Consider the following 19,963-nt stretch of genomic DNA (forward strand, 5'->3'; position numbering starts at 1 on the left):
TGGTCGTAATTTCGGTGCTATAACCGTGGATAATAAACTGAACGGACGTTATCAAGGTGAATTACAGATTATTAAAAATGATTTACCACCGCATGATCATATCAATGTTGTAGGTGAAGTGATAAAGAACGATTTACCATTAATTCAATGTATGCAGCCTAATGACACATTTGAATTTACGTACAAGAATAAGGAGCTGTAAAGATGAGTAATTTAATAACTGAATCAAGAAATGAAGCTACAATGCACTTAGACGAAATGACTATTCAACAAGCTTTAGAGACTATGAATGAAGAAGATCAAAAAGTACCTCAACAGATAAAACAAATATTGCCTGACTTAGCTAAAGTCATTGAAGTTACAACGAAGCAATTTAAAAAAGGTGGCCGTATTATCTATATGGGTGCGTGCACGAGTGGAAGACTCGGCGTACTCGATGCAGCAGAATGTGTGCCTACATTTAATACAACACCTGATGAATTCATCGGATTAATAGCCGGTGGACAACCTGCTATGACAGTCGCAGTCGAAGGTGCTGAAGATAGTGAATCACTAGCACATGATGATTTAAAACACATTGACTTAACAGACAACGATGTAGTTATTGGCATTGCGGCCAGTGGAACTACGCCCTACGTCAAAGGCGGTTTAAAATACGCTACAGAGTTAGGTGCCCATACAGTTGCCATTTCATGCAATGTCGATACAGAAATTAGCAAACTAGCTGAATTCCCTGTAGAAGCTAATGTCGGTCCCGAAGTATTAACTGGATCTACGAGATTAAAATCAGGAACAGCACAGAAACTCATTCTTAATATGATCTCCACAATCACGATGGTTGGCGTGGGAAAAGTTTATGGCAACCTCATGGTAGATGTAAAAGCCACAAACCATAAATTAGTTGATCGTTCAGTGCGCATTATTCAAGATATTTGTGATATTCCATATGAACAAGCTCAAAAGCTTTATAATGACGCAGACCAAAACCTTAAACAAGCAGTCGTTATGTATCTATGTGATGTTTCAAAAGCTGAAGCAGAAACAAAATTACGTCAAAATGACAATATTATTAAACAAGCAATAAAAAATTAATTTACACTGATTTGAATAGCAATGTCACGTTGCCACATGAACCATATAACTATGATGCAATAAGGAGGTATATAGGATGACAAAAGAACAAAAACTCGCAGAACATATTATAGACGCTGTTGGTGGTCTTGATAATATGGATAATGTTATTAATTGTATGACACGTGTAAGAATTAAAGTGATTGATGAAAACAAAGTAGATTATGATAAATTAAAAGCAACTCAAGGTGTTATGGGCGTCGTAAAAGACGAACGCGTGCAAGTAGTAGTTGGTCCAGGTACTGTTAATAAAGTAGCGGATCATATATCTCAATTAAGCGGTGTACGTCTAGGGGAAACAATCCCTCATAATTCAACGAATTATAAAGCTGATGCTGAAGCAAAAGCACAAGAAAATAAAACAGCAATTCAAAGTAAACAAAAGCGCGGCGCCTTTAATAAATTATTAAAAACAATTGCCAATATCTTTATTCCGTTAATTCCAGCCTTTATTGGTGCCGGATTAATTGGTGGTATTGCAGCAGTATTAAGTAACCTTTTAGCTGCTGGTCAAATTTCAGGTGACTGGGTTACACAACTTGTCACAGTGTTCAATGTAATTAAAGATGGTATGTTAGCTTATCTAGCTATCTTTACAGGTATTAATGCGACCAAAGAATTCGGCGCAACACCAGGATTAGGTGGTGTTATTGGTGGTACTACATTACTCACAGGATTAACTGATGAAAATGCGATTATTAATATCTTTACAGGCGAACCACTACAACCTGGTCAAGGTGGTATTATTGGCGTTATTTTTGCAGTTTGGCTTCTTAGTATCGTTGAAAAACGATTACATAAAATTGTCCCTAATGCAGTAGATATTATTGTCACACCTACTATTACGTTATTTATCATCGGTTTATTAACTATATTTATCTTTATGCCATTAGCTGGTTTTGTTTCTGACGGTTTAGTATCTGTCATCAATGCTACAATCAGTATCGGTGGCGTTTTTAGCGGCTTTATCATCGGTGCTTTTTTCCTACCACTAGTTATGTTAGGATTACATCATATATTTACGCCTATTCATATTGAAATGATCAATCAAACGGGTGCAACTTATTTACTTCCTATTGCTCGCAATGGCAGTGCGCTGGTCAAGTTGGTGTTGCTTTAGCTTTATGGGTAAGATGTAGAAAAAATACAACTTTAAGAAATACACTCAAAGGTGCACTACCTGTAGGATTTTTAGGAATCGGAGAACCTTTAATTTATGGTGTCACTTTACCGTTAGGCAAACCATTCTTCACTGCATGTATTGGTGGAGGTATTGGTGGCGCTGTTGTTGGAGGTATTGGTCACATTGGGGCAACTGCAATCGGACCTAGTGGGATCTCATTGTTACCTTTGATTTCAGATCATATGTATTTAGGATATATTGCAGGACTACTCGGCTGCGTATGCAGGTGGTTTCGTCTTCACCTATTTCTTAGGTACGACGAAGACTATGAGAGAATCTGATAGCTTAGGTGATTAACTATGACCAACGTACTTTACAAAATTGACAGCAATTATGCTCAGTTAACTAAAAGTGAGAAAAAGATTGCAGATTTTATTTTGAATTCACCACATAAAATTATCAATATGTCAGTTCAAGACTTATCTAACGAGATTCATACTAGCACAGCATCCATCGTTAGATTTAGTAAAAAAATTACAGATAAAGGTTTCCAAGAATTAAAGATTGCCATCTCTCGTTATTTACCTGATGATGCAATCCATAATAATCACCTCGAATTAGCGGATAATGAGTCAGTCGATACGTTAAAAACAAAAATGCTATCTCGTGCAACAGACACGATGAACTATGTATCAACGTACATAGATGAATATAGTATTGACAGTATTTGTGAAACAATGAAGCGTTCAAATACAATATTCCTATTTGGTTATGGTGCTTCACTCGTCATCGTTACTGATTTATTTCAAAAATTATCCCGCATTGGACTCAATGTCCGTTTGTTACAAGAAACGCATTTATTTATGTCAACGTTAGCGACACACGATGAAAATGATTGTATTATCTTTGTAACAAATCAAGGTAATCACAGTGAAATGCAATCTATGGCTAAAGTCGCAATGGACTATAACATTCCAATTATTACAATTTCTAGTTCTAATGATAACCCAGTCGCAAAAGTTTCAGACCATACTTTAATATATGGTCAAACGGATGAAAACGAACTGCGTATGGTCGCAACAACATCACTATTTGCTCAACTTTTTACAGTAGATATACTTTACTATCGTTATATTGCATTGAATTATCAAAGTGCACTAGACTCTATTACGCAGTCTAAAATGGCTTTAGATAATTACCGTAAGCATTTATCTAAAATTCAATTTAAACATTAATCGATATGTTAAGTTGAACTATATTAAAGAAAAGCACCTATCGTCAGCATAATACGCTGTTTCGATAGGTGCTTTTTTATGAATTTGAATAAGGGACTAGTAAAACGTATAGCGATTTTTAGTCCCTTATTACAAGTTACCCTAAATATTGATATTTTGTTTATTTAGCTTCACTTTTTAAAAGTTCAAAAATGTTTTTAGCATTATCTGTATTATCTATATTTCCTTGGAATTTATCACTACCGGGACCAAACGCATATGTGTTCACGTCTTCACCTGTATGTCCGGTTGTAGTCCACCCCGTATTCGATTTATCATTGATTGGTTTTTGAATTGCATTTTGTAATTCTTGTAATTGCCCTTCATATGCCTCATCATCTTCATTTAATTTTTTCAGTTTTTCAGCTTCATCTTTAATTTTATCAATTTGAGTCGCTTCTACATCAAAACCATAACCTTCATTAATTACTTGTTCAGCATCTTCACCTTTGGCAATTTGTTCAGTCATGTATGTGCCTGAATGTTTCATATCGTGAATTACTTTAGGGTTCCAGAGGTAATCTTCACCTTTGGCAATTGATAAACCACCTGTCGAGTGATCTGCAGTTGCTACTACAAGTGTATCTTTATGTTCTTTAGCATAGTTCATGGCATAATCAAATGATTTTTCAAAACCTTCCATTTCTGACATTACACCAGTAACATCATTTGGGTGCCCTGCTTTATCAATCGAAGCGCCTTCCACCATTAAGAAGAAACCTTTATCATTTTGCTGTAATTTATTAACTGCAGTTTCTGTCATATCTAATAGTTTAGGATTTTTATCAGGTGCGTCTATTTGTAATGGCATATTTCCATCAGCGAACAAACCTAATATTTGTTTACTTGTTGATTTTTGTAAATCGGTTTTATTATCTACAACATCATAACCATCTTTTTTGAATTTATCTGTTAAATTACCATTTTCTTCACCGAAATATTTTGCACCACCACCGAGTAAGACATCTACTTTATGTTCGCCGTTAATTTTATCATTATAAAATTGTTGTGCGATTTCATCTTTTTTATCGCGTGAATCTACGTGTGATGCATAAGCTGCAGGTGTTGCATCTGTAATCTCAGCAGTTGAAACTAAACCGGTAGATTTACCATTTTCTTTCGCTTGTTCTAATACTGTTTTAACATTTTCTTTATTTTCATCTACACCTATTGCGCCATTATATGTTTTATGACCAGAACTAAATGCAGTAGCAGATGTCTGCTGAATCCGTTACATTCTCTTTTGGATCAGCTGGATTTGTACGTTGATTACCGACAAGATGTTTATCGAACGCAGTTTTTTCCATTTCTTTTGTTTCAGGATTATCTGCGAAATAACGATACGCTGAATTATAAGATGGCCCCATACCATCGCCTACTAAGAATATTACATTTTTAGGGTTTTCAGTATTTCCCATATAAGATACATCAGGTGTATCATTTGATGCTTTTCCATTACCAGAAGCATATGTTGGTTGTACATTGCCTAATGCCGAGCCAACAACAATTGCACTAGCTACAGTTACAGTTGCTAACTTATTAAATAGTTTCATAAATTAATAACTCCTTTGATATGTATTATTGTGCTTACATGTTAAGTGTAATCCATTAATTTTGCGTCAATATTTTAATAATGTAAATTTTCTGTAAAACAGTAGTTATACAAGCACTTATATCCACAGTTTTAGAGCTATTTTTTATAATAAAAAGGTTAGCTATTTTATAACTTAGTAGTTTCAGTCATAAAATAGCTAACCTATATTTCAGTTGAATTATCAACCTATGTTAAATTTGTTTATCTTTACCTAACTTATGATAGCCTTTTAAGAAAAAGAACATCGTCATGAATAATAAGAATACTATACCTATTACTACTGAGACTACTGTTTCTTTATTAAATAGCATACCTATCAATACGACAATAAAGAATGCCATTGTAATATAGTTAGTAAAAGCCCCACCTGGCATTTTGAATGGATGCCCTTCTATTTCTTCAGGATGATTTTTTCTAAACCTTAAGTGACTAATTAAAATCATAAACCAAGGCACCATGCCTGGTAATATAGATGCACTATAAACATATACAAATATACTATCTGCACCTTTAATAAATAATGGTAAAATAACGTTCAATAATGCACCGATTAAAATACCTAATGCAATTGCAATTACAGTCCAGACTGGCACACCATTTTTCATAACTTTACCAAAGAATTTAGGTAGCATACCTTTTTGAGATAAATTCAATGTCATACGACTTGCACTAAATATACCTGAGTTACAGCCAGACATTGCCGCAGTAAGTACAACAAAGTTTATTAGTCCAGCGACAAATGTAATACCAACTTTTGCAAATGTAGCAACAAATGGACTACCAATGTTACCTAATTGATCCCAAGGATAAACTGTAACAATTACAAAAATAGCTCCAATATAGAAAATTAATATACGCCAAATGACGCCATTAACTGCACTTTTTATATTTTTTTGTGGGTCTTTTGTTTCTCCGGCAGTGATTCCAATTAACTCTACACCTTGATATGAACCAATTACAATAGATAGTGCAAAGAAGAACCCTAACCAACCATTAGGCATAAAACCACCGTGAGCCCATAAATTAGAAAGTCCAATTGCCTCTCCTCCATTACCTAACCCGAAGAAGATAATTCCAAAACCAGCAATTATCATTAAGATAATCGTTACGATTTTGATCATTGCAAACCAGAATTCAAATTCACCAAAAGCTTTAACTGACACAAGATTTGCACAAGCCAATAATACTACTACAATAACGCCTGGTATCCATTGCGGTAAATCAGGAAACCAATAATTCATATATTCTCCAACAGCTATTACTTCACTCATACCAACAACTACCCATTGGAAAATATTGCTCCAGGCTGTTAAATAACCAGCTACTGGATGTATGTAATCACTTGCAAAGTTAGCAAAGGAACCAGAAGTTGGGTGTAAATAAACCATCTCTCCCATTGCTCTCATTACTAAAAATATAAATATACCTGCAATTAAATATGCAAATATAACTGAAGGACCTGTCCATTTTATAGTGCTTGTAGCTCCTAAAAACAGTCCGACTCCAATTGTTCCACCAAGTGCAATCATTCTCATCTGACGCGCACCTAGTCCCCTCTGTAACTCATTGTTCTCATTCATAATTCAAACCCCATCTCTTTCGATTATAAATAAAGATGAAACACTTATCATGTCGCCATTATACTATAAAATCTAAAAATTGGAACAATTATTTTCGATTTATGTAAGGGCTTACATTTCCGTTATTAATTGTATTTTATTTCGTCAAAAAAAGCAAAGTAATTTTATGAATTTCACTGTTTTTGATTTTTCAAATGTCATCACGATTTATTTAAAGTGATTCACAGTGGAACATACCTACTTCAAATATAATTCATAAAATTTATTATGGAGATATTGTGAATTTATTCACAAATACTGATTGTCATAGTATACTTGTCCTAATCTATCGAAAGTGAGGATACGTAATTGAATGAGAAAAACATTAAATGGGATAAAGTCTTCTATGGTAAGGCGTGGATTGATCATGTAGTTGATACGATTAGAACCAAGGATGTACTTCAAAGTTTTTACTTTAAACGTTATTTATTACGTGCAACCATGGGCGGCTTTATATTAGGTATTATTACTGTATTCATATTGTTGATTAAAGCTTCTCTTGGAAGCGATGTGCCCTACTGGTGTTACAAATTTAGTTTCATCCGTTGCCTTTAGTTTTGCATTAGTGCTAATACTATTCACCAATTCAGAATTATTAACAAGTAATTTTATGTATTTCACTGTTGGATTGTATTATCGTGTTATTAGCCCTATGCGTGTCTTAAAAATTTTCACCTTATGCTTTATAGGAAACGTGGCAGGAGGATTAATATTTTTCACACTCACACGACATTCAGATATTATGTCTCCGGAGATGTTCATACAGCTTGAAATTACAATAGAGCATAAACTATTTGCCGCAGGATTTTTAGCAATTTTAATCAAAGGGATATTCGCGAATTTTTTTATCAATATTTCATTAGTTATCGCCATGCAAATTGATGACATTCTAGCTAAAATGTTTGTCATGATGTTTGGCGTATCCATATTCGCCTTTATGGGTTATGAACATGTCGTTTATAATTCTGTATTATTTGTTGGTGGACTCGTTTATCAAAGTGATTTATTGGCAGTTATTCCTACATTAATCAATTTACTTGGTGCTGCAATTGGAAACTATATTGGCGGGGGTTTGATCATCGGATTGTTTTACGCATATTTAAATGATCATCATCAATATGACGGGCAAAGGTTGCATTAATTTTGTGACGTTCTATATTTCAAACTTTCTATGGTATAATTTTCATTAGATTTTATTACAAAGGAGTTCAACATGAATAAAATTTTACTTAAAAAAACAATTACAGTTTCTCTTATCTTTGGTGTGTTATTTTTCTTATTAAATTATGTTACTGGTTCAGATAGTTCAATTGGACAATTAATTTTAAAAAGTCTACTTGTAATTGTAGTATTTGCTATATTATATTATGTCTTATTTTCTATTGTTGATTCACCAGAACGAAAATATAAATTTGGTATCACGATTCCAATCGCATTGTTATTAGCTATTATCATATGTGCTTTAATATCTACTATAAAAGTTGGTATTATTGTCGGTTTAATTGTTGGTATCATCGCCGGTTATGTTTGGGAATATATAGAAAAAAATAAAAATGGTGGTGACAAATCATGAGTATGATTATAGGCGTTATTGTAATTATTTTACTGATTGTAAGTTTGATTCCTAATTTAAAAGCAGTAAAAGCCTCTAAAGAAACTGGGGAAAAAAATACGCGTTTTGCAATCATGGTAGGTATAGATTCAATACTACTTGTCCTCGTTGTAGCAACATTGATTTTCCAACTTTTATAATTAACAATGTTTATATTAAATATAAGCTAACATATATAATGCAGTTGAGTTCGCAACAGTGCTTTGTTTGCGTGCTAAAGGGATCCTCCATATGGAAGCTCCCTTTTTATATTTAAAATCAGGTCCAAATTTACAATTTATCTTGAAGCACAAAATAATATATTAAACTAGCGCCTAACAAATAAACCACCGTTCCTACCATAAATGATCTAAATTGTATTTTAAAAGGTATTTTTTTATTAAAAATCGGACCTAATACCAAATTACTTATCGCCAATACAATGGGTCCACCCAAGAAAAATAAAATTAAATATCCACTCATTTAATTAGCCTCTATTTTTCTCAAAGTACGTCGTAATGATTTCTTCACCGGTTAAATCTTTTCCAGTAAATGCCACTTCGCTAAAATCTTGTTTTTCTGTCATTGTATTTGTATTGACGATAACATCTAAACCAGCTAAAACTGCGGCAGTTGCACCATTAACTGAGTCTTCGATTGCTAAACAATTTCCAGGATTGTAATTCAGTTTTTGAACAGCAGTGAGGTATGGCTCAGGGCTTGGTTTAACCGCTTCAACATCTTCTCTACCTACAACGATATCGATATAATTGCTTAATCCTAGACTTTCAAAAGCTGGTTTGATGTCAGCTCTATAGCTACTCGTCGCAATCGCCATGGGTATATGACATTTTTTGCAATAGTCCATTAACTGTTTCATTGCATCAATGATTGGCAAATCAACGCTTGTGCTACTATGTTCGACATAAATTTCATGCTTATTTTCTTTACCTAATTGACTTTCTAAATAATGATGTAAATCCGTCGCGACTCCGCCAATAGATTGACGATAAAAATCCAATGTTATTTCAGTTAAATTATGTTTTTTCAAGTGCTTATTAATGATTTCAAATAGATGCCTTTCTGTATCAATAATCGTGCCATCAAAATCAAATATGACTGCTCTATACATAATATATCCTCCTCTGTCCACTTGTTGTTTCGTTAAATTATATTAATGCTAGCTTATCATATTTTAAAATCGAAATATGTAGTTTAGATTTTAAAATGGTAATATAGAAATTGAGGCTGAGACATGTGATATGTCCCAGCCTCATTATTTATGCTTCTAGTGTTATTACCGTTTATTCCAATATTTTGCTAAAATTGGTCCGGTAATATTGTGTACCAAACTAAATACTGCCCCAGGCACTGCCGATAAAGGACTAAAGTGTACAGTAGCTAATGTTACTGCTAACCCTGAATTCTGCATACCAACTTCAATCGAAACAGCTTTTTTATCAGCGCGTTCCAGTTTAAATATATTTGCTAATGTATATCCTAATACATAACCAACAATGTTATGTAGTATGACTACTGCAAAAATGAGCAATCCTGTTTCTAGTATTTGTGATTTACTCCCACCTACTACAGAAGCGAGTATCAGTGAAATAGCAATTACAGAAACGATTGGCAATGCAGTTGCAGTCTTATCAGCGAATTTTTTAAATACTTTTTGTAATATAAAACCAATCGCAATAGGAATAAGTATCACTTGCACTACTGACCAAAACATACTCATAAATGAAACTTGTAACCATTCATGTGCGAATAAATAAATTAATGCTGGCGTTAAGAACGGAGCAAGTAACGTAGAGACGCTTGTAATAGCTACAGACAACGCAACATTCGCATTTGCTAAATAACTCATAACGTTACTTGATGTTCCCCCTGGACAACACCCAACTAATATCACACCAATTGCAATTTCTGGTGGTAATTGAAATAATTTAGCAATTAAAAAAGCCGCTAAAGGCATGATTGTGTATTGCAAAATCACACCAATTATTACGCACTTTGGCGATTGAAATACAATCTTAAAATCTTTCGGGTCAATGGTCAATCCCATCCCTAACATTACGATACCAAGTAAATATGGCACCCAACCACTTAACGTAGCTAACTGAGTTGGAAAAATAAAGCCAATTATTGCGGCGATTAACATCCATATCAAGAATGTGTTTGTTGCAAACTTACTCACTTTTGATAACATCTCTAAACACTTCCTCTATGTATTAATAATGAAAAATGTATCATACTTTAAACAGCTATACAACTGAATTTTCAAAATATTCCAACTTTTTAAAACCCAAAAATTTAACTTCAAAAATAATTTTCAACTTCGTTCTAAAGACCTAGTGTCAACATTTTAAAAGAGTGGTACAATTTAATAGAAATAAAAACTTGTATAATTTTAAGTGTAAAGAATATTATGATTAATATCCATATGACACTTTATATAGATATGGAGGTATAATATGTTTTTAGATAGAACGGAAACTTTTGTGTTAAATATAGGTGGACTTAACAAACGTGCCACACGTAAAAATTTAACTAAATTATGTAAGCAAATTAATTTTTGCAACTCATTCAAGTTTTCAATTTTTAAAGAAAATAACTTGTATGCATTAAAGGTCAACTTACCAAAATACCAGTTACCATATATTATTAGTTTTCTGAGCTTCCATAATTATTTAATTTATCAAATTATAGAAAGTAATCATTCTGAAAAATTATTAGATCTTGATCATTTATTGTTATCTTCTAAACGTTTTGAACTAACTATCGATGGACTTTACGACGCTTTTGTTAAAGACAAAGTCATTGATATTTTGAACTTAATCAATCAAACGGAGCATATTACATATACCTTCAATAGAGATAAAATAAATGTTTCTTGTTCTCCTAAAGTTTTCGCAAAACTCATCCAAATGATTGCTACTCATAACATTGATGTACTTGGTGCAATATATCAACCAAGATTAATGAATAAAGCTAGAATTTCGTAATTCGTTTATATAATAAAGCACAGCCCATGGAACGATTCCATACGGGCTGTGCTTATTTTTTATTATCTATTTAATCTTACTCTTCCTCGTTAACGATGTTTTCAAAGGCTTCTCTTACTTGTGGTACTGACATACCAACAACGACTTGGACATTTTTACCACTTTTAACTAATCCATGTGCCATTTGATTATGTGTGAAATAACCACTATCTTCTACTTTATCTATATCATTCACTGTTAATCTTAAGCGTGTCGTACAATTTGTTACGTCCTTGATATTTTCTTTACCACCAAGGCCTTCTAAATAATAATTTGCTTTATCTTCGTATTCATTACCAGTAGATGTTGCGTTTCCTTTGTCATCACTGCCTTTTTTACTCTTATAATCATGTTTACTATACAACTTCACGTCTTCTTCATCTTTCTTACGACCAGGAAGTGGAATATTGAATTTTAAAATTAAGAATCTGAATAAGAAGTAATAAATAGCTGTAAATACAAGACCAATAATGATTTGAATTACATATGTTAACCAATGATTTTGTGCTAAAGGTATCCAATTGGTAGCAAAGAAGTCTAATAGACCGCCACCAAAGTTACCTACGAGGCCAAATCCATACATCAGTGTATCCATTGTTGCGGCTAATAGTGCGTGCAATACAAATAAATAAGGTGCAATAAACAAGAATGTAAATTCTAATGGTTCTGTAATACCTACAACTACAGCAGTTAATGTAGTCGGGATAAGTAACGCTGCAATTTTTTTCTTATTCTCTTTAGGTGTAGTTGAATACATTGCTAATGCAATACCTATCGAACCAAATACTTTACCATTACCTTGTAACATAAATCCATAAGGGAATTGTTCTTTCAATGACTTCGTACTCGTAGCAAATTCATTTACATGCGCAAACCACTCTGCTTTTAATCCGTGGTTTACCACTACTGGACCTACTTCAATTGGTGCATATATAAAGTGATGTAAACCTGTTGGAATAAGTACTCTTTCTAAGAAGTGATATAGCCATACCCCAATGTAACCCGATCCTATGATAAATCCTTGTAATGAAGAAATACCACCTTGAATCGTCGGCCAAACAATACATGTTATCAATGCAATCGGCAACATAACAATAAACGAAATCGTTACTACAAATGTTAATCCTTGGAACACACCTAGCATTTCAGGCAGTTTCTTACTGTAGAACCTATTATGTATCCATGTCACAATACTAGAAATTATAATACCACCTAAAATATTGGTATCTAACGTTTCAATCCCAGCAATTGCTTTGAGTCCAGTAACATTCTCGACTCCTTTTTCAAAATTAGCCCCAAATGTATGTGGCCATTGTGTAAGAATAGCGTTAATAAATGTATTAAACATGAGATAGCCCATTAACGCCGCTAGTGCAGCATGACCAGGTGCTTTTTTAGCTAAAGAAAGTGGCAATCCGACAGCAAATACAATTTCCATATGATCGAATATTACCCAACCACCAGATTCTATTACGGACCATATTCTAAACCAAGTCGTCCCATCTTCTGCAATACTTCCCATTATTGCCGGATTTTTAAATAATGTAGCAAACCCTAAGACAATACCGAAGAAAGCAAACATCAGCACTGGAACTATCATCGCACTCCCAAATCGTTTAATTGCGTTCATAAAAATATACCCCCAAGTTCTATTAAATTTAGATAACTTACATTCAAATACTTATATGTAAACTTATCATTTTTTAGATACGTCTGTTTCAAATCTTATCTCAATACTAAAGGAAACGCTTACATATAAGCAATGGTTTGACTATATTACGAATAGTTTTGTATAATCAGATTATATTTCCAAAAGTTGAAAATATTTTCATGAAGTGCGAGGTTATCATATTGTTTTTAGATGAACGCGTTAATAATAACTTTAATAAATTAAATGAGAATGACTTACATATTGCTCATTTTATCAATACACATACGACAAAATGTAAAACAATGAAAATTCAAGACTTAGCAGAATATACACATGCTTCAAATGCAACTATTCATCGTTTTACACGTAAATTAGGTTTTGATGGTTATAGTGACTTTAAATCTTATTTAAAGTTTGAAACTGAAAAATCTCATAATCTCCCTTCAGACTCTATCGAAGGTTTTAAACAAGACGTCGAAAATACTTTTACATATTTAGAACGCATTGATTATAATCTTGTCACTGATAAAATCAATGAAGCAGAGACCGTCTATTTGTATGGGACAGGCGTCGCGCAAATGAATGTCGCCCAAGAAGCGCAACGTATTTTGTTAACAATTCATAAAAATATTATTGTTTTACATGATGTACACGAATTTAAAATGGTCCTTAATAGAACAACACCTACAGATATTTTCTTCATTATTTCTCTTTCTGGTGAATCTCATCAATTAACAGATATCACCAGCTTATTACAGTTACGTCAAAAGTATTTTTTCTCCATAACTACTTTAAATGATAATACACTTGCTCAAAAAGCTGATTATAATATTTATGTCTCTAGCAACACTTTTTATCTTGTTGACGGTATAGATTATTCAAGCTTTATAAGTTATCACATATTTTTCGAAACATTATTGCGTAAGTTTAACGAGCGCATAGAAAAAGGTGAAATTATTTCTTAATAATTCACAAACTTTATGCTGAGCTTATTACTATTGCAATACAACTAAGCATCTCTAAGTTCAAATATCAGTACACCACACCATTAACATCTACTTATGGCGTGGTGTTATTTTAATTTGTTCTACGGTATTTTCAACCTAATTTCATACGAGACGCCTGAGAGGAACAGCATGAACCGAAGACTATATACAAGCTGAGACCATGCCCTAGGCAAGCGAGTATGAAATATATATTGTACAGTAGAAGTTATACTTGGGCGAAAGCGCACAAAAAAACTGCCAACAAAGCGACAACTTTGCTAACAGTTTATATTCACAACATCTCATTACATGTTAAAGGTCTGATTCAAATTCTTCCAATACCACTTGTAATTTATCAAATAATATTTCAAAACCATGCGCAGTAGAATCATGATATTCTTTTTTCTTCTGCTTATATTCCAGTGTTGTATATCTACGTTCTTTTGGCACAAAAGCTTTATAATTAAAAATCATTTGTGTGATGCCCGCTTCTCTTTCGAATATTTCAATTTCAATTGTATCTTCAGAATCACTTAACTCTGGCATACCAATTGTCATGACGATATATTCATACGGTGTTAACGTAATAAAAGAACCTTTTACTACATTTTCTTTCCCTTTACGAACGTCAACTATTTCATAACTTCCATTTTGTTCAGCGTTAATATGAATTGATTTATTTGTTCTATCTGTTGTCATAAACCATTGTTTAAGAAAACGTTGATCTGTCCATGCTTGATATAATAATTCTGGTTCAACTTTAAATAGTCGTTCAAGTCGAATCTCAACGTATTCATTTTCAACATTATATTTACCCACGATTGTTCACCTACTTTCACTCTTAATTCTATTCTAACCTATTCTACAAGACTTCTAAACAATAATCATATGAATCATAAAATGTTCTAGTCTTTACTTTAAAACGATCAACTTCTATATTTTATCGTCAATAGTCAGTAAACGTCAAAATTTTAAACGTCACTTCCGTAAAAACATGTATTTAAGAACTTTTTATAAAATTACATTATATTCCAACATAATAAAAAGGGAGGTTCATCAGATACAAACAATGCACTGATTCTCCTTCCCTTTTAACCCCTTATTTTTTATTTAATCTTGGTAAGTTAAAGAAGATTGCAATCAAACCACAAACTCCTAAAATCATAGGATAAATAGAGTAAGGTAATAACTCAAATGGAGATATAGATGCCACACCTGCTGCCGCAATTAACTGTGGACTATAAGGTAAGAGTCCTTGGAAACAACTCGCAAACATATCCAAAATACTTGCAGATTTTCTTGGGTCTACATCGTATTCTTCCGAAATTTCTTTTGCTAGTGGACCAGCCATCAATATCGATATCGTATTATTCGCTGTTGAAATATCCGCCGCACTGACTAACCCAGCTATACCTAATTCTGCGCCACGTTTTGATTTCACTCTATTACGAACAAAGTGAAGTAACCATGTAATACCGCCGTTATGTTGAATAAGTGCTACAAGACCTCCGATAAGTAAGGCAATCATCGCTATATCTTCCATACCAATAATACCTTTTGAAATAGATCCTAATAATCCCGTCCAACCAAATGATCCATCTATAAGGCCAATTACTGCTGATAATGCGATACCACCTATAAGTACAATAATCACATTAATACCAATTAATGCTAATATCAGTACCATTAAATAAGGTAAGACTTTGATAATGTTATAGTCATAACTTTTAGTTGCATCAATTTGTGCTCCATTTGTTAAAAACCACAAAGCTATAATCGTAAATATAGCACCTGGCAACACAATTTTAATATTCACTTTAAATTTATCACTCATTTTTGTTTTTTGAGTACGTACAGTCGCGATTGTTGTATCTGAAATCATTGATAAATTATCACCAAACATTGCACCACCTACAACCGTAGCCATCGTAATAGCTGCTGAGACATCAGTTGCTTGACTCAATCCAAATCCAACAGGCGCTATTGTTGCTACTGTACCTACAGAGGTACCCATTGAAAGCGAAACAAACATACAAATAATAAATAAGCCTACGATAATTAAATTTTCTGGAATAAGTGACAATCCTAAATTAACTGTAGATTGCACGCCACCCATGTCTTCAGTAGTTTGAGAGAAGGCTCCGACCAGTATAAAGATGAGCATCATTAAAATAATATTTGAATGACCCGCGCCTTTTGTGAAGACTTCCACTTTTTTATGAAACGTTTCTTTTCTATTTAAAATCAAAGCTACAATAGATGCTACTAAAATTGCTACATTTAAAGGCATTGTTGAAAAATCACCTGTACCAATACCTACACCTAAAAATAAGCCTACAAATACGAGCAATGGAATCAATGCCCAAGCGTTACCTTTCTTTGTCTTCTCCATACAAAACCAACTTTCTATAAGGGTAAAAGCGTGAAATTTACTCATCGCTATTTCTTTGTGTTTCCTTTTTGAAAATAAAAAAACTCTTTTCTATTGAAGAAAAGAGTAAACGTTGTGTTTTCATTCTTATCTTCTAGCATACATTTATGCTACTGGAATTGGCACACGCATCATCATGTTGCCGAAGTATCGACGGGCCAGTCCCTCCACTTCTCTAGATAAGTTATTAAATTGTTCTATTACAGTACATTTTCAACTGTAATCCGTCAAATACTGATTTAGCTTAATACGTTAAAGCACGTTTGTCAACATTACTTTGCAATCATACGCTATATACAAAAAGTGCGACACCTTATTCAATAGGTCGCACAATCGTAAATGTTTCTCCTAACGACGCATAGTCATTGCCGGCTAAGCGCGAGACAGCCGCTAATGCCTGAGCATCAATTTTACTATCTTCAAAGTATACATCATCATCGATATGGAACATAACGACTTCACCAATAATTAAATCAGAACCTTCTTGTGGATCGCCCAATGGAATAATTCTGTTTAATTTACATTCCATGCGGACTTTTGCTTGTTGTATCCCTGGGACAGAAACAAGTTCTGAATCAATACATGTTAAATTTGTTCTTTCTAGCTCATTACGCTTACGCTCTATTGGTGTCGCCGTTTTATTAACTTCTTCAACAATTGTTTCATCAGTAATATGAACGACAAATTCTTCGGTTTCTTCGATATTTACTGAGGTATCTTTTCGTTCACCTTCTGAACGGACCGTAGAAATCATAATCATTGGCGGTGCGCTATTCACTATATTAAAGAAACTGAATGGCGCCGCATTTAAATGACCTGATTTATCTTGAGAAGTAACAAATGCAATCGGTCTTGGAATTATACTCCCACTCAATAATTTATAATTTTGTTTTTTAGAGAGTGTATCTGCTTTAAATTGTTTCATATTTTATTACCATACCCTTCAAAAAATAAAAGCTAGATAATCTATAAGAGATTACTAACTTTTGATATCATTAGTCTAACTGAGTTCCGCCTGTTACACCATAAACTTGCCCAGTCGTATAACTCGACTCTTCAGCAGACTAAATGTACATATACTCCTGAAAGTTCAACAGGTTGCCCTGCTCTACCTAACACTTCTTTTTGACCAAATGTAGGTATCTTCGATTGTGGTTGTCCGCCAGATATTTGTAGGGGTGACCAAAATGGCCCAGGTGCTACACAATTCACACGAATACCTTTGGCACCTAATTCTTCTGATAAACTTTTAGTTAATGAAATGATTGCTGCTTTTGAGGCTGCATAATCATGTAGGATAGGACTTGGATTATACCCTTGCACGGATGATGTTGTCGTAATTGTAGCACCCGGTTGTAAATAATCTAGTGCTTTTTGAACTGTCCAAAATATAGGATAAACGTTTGTTTCAAATGTTTCAGTAAATGAAGCTGTATCGAAACTTTTTAAATCATCTCTGTATTGTTGGTGTCCTGCTACAAGGGTTACATTATCTAAACCACCTAATTCATTATAAGCTTGCTCAACTAAATCATAGTTAAATTGTTCATTTCGGAGATCTCCTGGTATTAAAACAGCTTTTCTACCTGCTAATTCAATCACTTCTTGTACTTCTTCGGCGTCTGCTTGTTCTTCAGGAAGATAATTTATCGCTACATCTGCGCCTTCTTTCGCATACGCTATAGCAGCAACTCTTCCAATGGCAGAATCTCCACCCGTCACTAACATTTTATAATCTGTTAATCTACCATAACCAATATATGAAGTTTCCCCACAATCTGGTTTAGGTTCTAATTCTTTTTGTAAACCAGGAAGCGTTTGTTCTTGTTTTGGAAAATCTTCATTTGAAAATTTTGTTCTTGGATCTTGGGCTGCCATAATACAACACTCCTTAAATAATTATTATATCTATACATTACCCAAATTTTATAGGAGTTAATACATATACAAAGTGTTTAACAACTTATACTTCGTTCAATAATTTTTGAACAAATGTAACAAAATACTCAGGCACTTTTTCTAGAATACGTTCATCTGGGTCATACTTAGGGTGATGTAAATCATATTCACTATTCGACCCAATGAATGCAAAGACACTTGGATATTTATTTGCAAAACCAGAAAAGTCTTCGCCAATTGTTAAAGGTTTATCCATAACTTCTACATTATATCCAACTTGTTTGGCTACTTCGATAGCGTCATTCGTTAATTTTTCATCGTTTTTAACGGCACCTGGTAAACGATGATATAGTGTTTCTATTTCGACATCAAAGGCTTCTGCAAGTCCACTTCCAATTGCTCTAAGTCGTTCTTCAATATAAACACGTTTATCTTCATCAAAGCTTCTCACAGTACCTTGGACGTACGCTTGATCAGCAATAACATTCCATGTATTGCCACTAGATACTTCACCTATAGTTACGACTGCGCTATCAAAAGCAGATAAATTTCTACTTACAATCGATTGAACACTATTAATTAATTGTCCTAGAACGATGACAGGGTCGTTACCCTGTTCTGGTTTAGCGACATGCGCACCTGTACCTTTTATTTTAAATTCAAAACGGTCTACAGACGATGTAATTACACCCGACTTCACTGCAAATTCACCCACATCTAACGACGGATAATTGTGATAGCCTAATACAGCTTTTGCGCCATCAATCGCTCCTGATTCAGTGATATGTAGTGCCCCATAACCCAGTTCTTCTGCAGGTTGAAAAATAATACGGACACGTCCTTTTAATTGGCTTTCAATATCTTTAAGTCTTGTTGCTACCGCTAATATACTGGCCATGTGTATATCATGTCCACATGCATGCATCACACCTTCATTCGTTGAAGTGAATTCATGTACCACTTGCTCATGGATAGGCAAAGCATCAATGTCTGTTCTTACAGCCACGAATGTTTCACCTTGTCCCACTTCAGCAACTAAACCAGTCTCTAGTGGTAAATCAATTATTTTAATATCATACGCTTCTAATATTCGTTTCAATCTTTTTGTCGTCTCATATTCAGCATCTGAAAGTTCAGGGTATTGATGTAATGTTCTTCTCCAATTCACATAATCTTCATATTGTGGCATTATATGTCACGTCCTTTCTTATTAATAAAACGGTAAATCATGTAATAACTTATTGTTACAACAACGACGCCTAAGGCAAGGTTATTCGTAATTAAAATAATTACTACGGTAGAAATAATTAAAATGCTATTTAACAAGGGTGCTTTGCGAATAAATGGCAACGTTCGTCTATCAAACGTACCAAGTGAAATCGTGATTAACACAGTGGCTAACACGGCCATAGGTATGCGTCCGATAATCTCTCCAAAAATAAATAAACATATCAATAAAAAGCTGCCTGTGATGAAAGTCGACAACCTTGAATTCGCACCCATTGCTACGTTAAAGCGCGATTGCCCAACAAGTGCACTACCGCCAAACCCTCCAAACAAGCCAACGATAAAGTTCGCGATGCCTTGACCAATAGATTCCTTATTCTTATCACTGGT

17 protein-coding genes, 4 pseudogenes and 1 riboswitch are annotated in these 19,963 nt (G+C 33.8%); of the genes and pseudogenes, 9 read left to right on the top strand and 12 right to left on the bottom strand.

The features are described 5' to 3' along the window. The 4 genes and pseudogenes from ABLV90_RS00005 to ABLV90_RS00020 form a co-directional block, all read left to right on the top strand. The coding region (locus ABLV90_RS00005) for a phospho-sugar glycosidase domain-containing protein (RefSeq protein ID WP_460871897.1) at positions 1–202 on the top strand (202 nt) is incomplete at its 5' end. Positions 203–204: 2 nt separating this feature from the next. Further along, complete coding sequence (murQ, locus tag ABLV90_RS00010; protein ID WP_460871898.1) at positions 205–1,092, top strand: N-acetylmuramic acid 6-phosphate etherase; 888 nt, start codon at positions 205–207, stop codon at positions 1,090–1,092. A gap of 76 nt (positions 1,093–1,168) precedes the next feature. Further along, positions 1,169–2,611 (top strand): annotated as a pseudogene (locus ABLV90_RS00015) (PTS transporter subunit EIIC). Between the two features lie 2 nt (positions 2,612–2,613). Further along, complete coding sequence (locus ABLV90_RS00020) at positions 2,614–3,489, top strand: MurR/RpiR family transcriptional regulator (RefSeq protein ID WP_460871899.1); 876 nt, start codon at positions 2,614–2,616, stop codon at positions 3,487–3,489. A 160-nt stretch (positions 3,490–3,649) separates the two neighbouring features. Here ABLV90_RS00020 and ABLV90_RS00025 read toward each other — a convergent pair. Both ABLV90_RS00025 and ABLV90_RS00030 read right to left on the bottom strand, forming a co-directional pair. Next, positions 3,650–5,081 (bottom strand): annotated as a pseudogene (locus ABLV90_RS00025) (alkaline phosphatase). 232 nt (positions 5,082–5,313) lie between these two features. Continuing rightward, positions 5,314–6,702, bottom strand: coding sequence for an amino acid permease (locus ABLV90_RS00030; protein WP_460871900.1), 1,389 nt, complete (start codon positions 6,700–6,702; stop codon positions 5,314–5,316). Between the two features lie 348 nt (positions 6,703–7,050). On the opposite strand from ABLV90_RS00030, the pseudogene ABLV90_RS00035 reads away from it, so the two are divergent. The 3 genes and pseudogenes from ABLV90_RS00035 to ABLV90_RS00045 all read left to right on the top strand — a co-directional run bounded on the left by ABLV90_RS00035 (position 7,051) and on the right by ABLV90_RS00045 (position 8,493). Beyond that, positions 7,051–7,882 (top strand): annotated as a pseudogene (locus ABLV90_RS00035) (formate/nitrite transporter family protein). A 72-nt stretch (positions 7,883–7,954) separates the two neighbouring features. Beyond that, complete coding sequence (locus ABLV90_RS00040) at positions 7,955–8,314, top strand: hypothetical protein (RefSeq protein ID WP_046465887.1); 360 nt, start codon at positions 7,955–7,957, stop codon at positions 8,312–8,314. After that, complete coding sequence (locus ABLV90_RS00045) at positions 8,311–8,493, top strand: hypothetical protein (protein ID WP_002506889.1); 183 nt, start codon at positions 8,311–8,313, stop codon at positions 8,491–8,493. Before ABLV90_RS00040 ends, ABLV90_RS00045 begins: the two co-directional genes overlap by 4 nt. Positions 8,494–8,623: 130 nt before the next feature. Here ABLV90_RS00045 and ABLV90_RS00050 read toward each other — a convergent pair whose 3' ends face one another. The 3 genes from ABLV90_RS00050 to ABLV90_RS00060 form a co-directional block, all read right to left on the bottom strand. After that, positions 8,624–8,815: a hypothetical protein gene (locus ABLV90_RS00050; protein WP_046465888.1), complete on the bottom strand. Its 192-nt coding sequence runs from the start codon at positions 8,813–8,815 to the stop codon at positions 8,624–8,626. Between the two features lie 4 nt (positions 8,816–8,819). Next, positions 8,820–9,464, bottom strand: coding sequence for an HAD family hydrolase (locus ABLV90_RS00055; protein ID WP_460871901.1), 645 nt, complete (start codon positions 9,462–9,464; stop codon positions 8,820–8,822). Between the two features lie 165 nt (positions 9,465–9,629). Next, positions 9,630–10,544, bottom strand: coding sequence for a bile acid:sodium symporter family protein (locus ABLV90_RS00060; RefSeq protein WP_069817605.1), 915 nt, complete (start codon positions 10,542–10,544; stop codon positions 9,630–9,632). Positions 10,545–10,809: 265 nt separating this feature from the next. Between ABLV90_RS00060 and ABLV90_RS00065 the strand changes: the two genes are divergently transcribed. After that, entirely contained in the window at positions 10,810–11,340 is a 531-nt protein-coding gene (locus ABLV90_RS00065) for a hypothetical protein (RefSeq protein WP_046465891.1), read from the top strand. Between the two features lie 76 nt (positions 11,341–11,416). Here ABLV90_RS00065 and ABLV90_RS00070 read toward each other — a convergent pair whose 3' ends face one another. Continuing rightward, on the bottom strand, positions 11,417–13,009 hold the full coding sequence (locus tag ABLV90_RS00070; protein WP_460871902.1) for an alpha-glucoside-specific PTS transporter subunit IIBC: 1,593 nt from the start codon (positions 13,007–13,009) through the stop codon (positions 11,417–11,419). A gap of 221 nt (positions 13,010–13,230) precedes the next feature. Here ABLV90_RS00070 and ABLV90_RS00075 point away from each other — a divergent pair, with 221 nt between their 5' ends. Next, complete coding sequence (locus tag ABLV90_RS00075) at positions 13,231–13,995, top strand: MurR/RpiR family transcriptional regulator (protein ID WP_460871907.1); 765 nt, start codon at positions 13,231–13,233, stop codon at positions 13,993–13,995. Positions 13,996–14,328: 333 nt separating this feature from the next. Here ABLV90_RS00075 and ABLV90_RS00080 read toward each other — a convergent pair whose 3' ends face one another. The 6 genes and pseudogenes from ABLV90_RS00080 to ABLV90_RS00105 all read right to left on the bottom strand — a co-directional run. Next, a complete protein-coding gene (locus ABLV90_RS00080) occupies positions 14,329–14,835 on the bottom strand; it encodes an SRPBCC family protein (protein WP_046465894.1) in 507 nt (168 codons plus the stop codon). A 280-nt stretch (positions 14,836–15,115) separates the two neighbouring features. Next, positions 15,116–16,408 carry a Na+/H+ antiporter NhaC family protein gene (locus tag ABLV90_RS00085; protein ID WP_460871903.1) on the bottom strand — a complete coding sequence of 431 codons (1,293 nt, stop codon included), beginning with the start codon at positions 16,406–16,408 and terminating at the stop codon, positions 15,116–15,118. A gap of 123 nt (positions 16,409–16,531) precedes the next feature. Next, a riboswitch (SAM riboswitch) is annotated at positions 16,532–16,633 on the bottom strand. Between the two features lie 127 nt (positions 16,634–16,760). After that, complete coding sequence (locus tag ABLV90_RS00090) at positions 16,761–17,372, bottom strand: flavin reductase family protein (RefSeq protein ID WP_460871904.1); 612 nt, start codon at positions 17,370–17,372, stop codon at positions 16,761–16,763. A 70-nt stretch (positions 17,373–17,442) separates the two neighbouring features. Next, positions 17,443–18,325: pseudogene (locus ABLV90_RS00095) on the bottom strand (SDR family oxidoreductase). Between the two features lie 85 nt (positions 18,326–18,410). Next, positions 18,411–19,535: an amidohydrolase gene (locus ABLV90_RS00100; RefSeq protein WP_460871905.1), complete on the bottom strand. Its 1,125-nt coding sequence runs from the start codon at positions 19,533–19,535 to the stop codon at positions 18,411–18,413. Next, positions 19,535–19,963, bottom strand: a 429-nt coding sequence (locus ABLV90_RS00105) for a SulP family inorganic anion transporter (protein WP_460871906.1), incomplete at its 5' end; no start/stop codon positions are given. The genes ABLV90_RS00100 and ABLV90_RS00105, both read right to left, overlap by 1 nt.

This window comes from Staphylococcus sp. 2S1 (assembly GCF_046721335.1).
GTDB classification, from domain to species: Bacteria; Bacillota; Bacilli; order Staphylococcales; family Staphylococcaceae; genus Staphylococcus; species Staphylococcus equorum_A.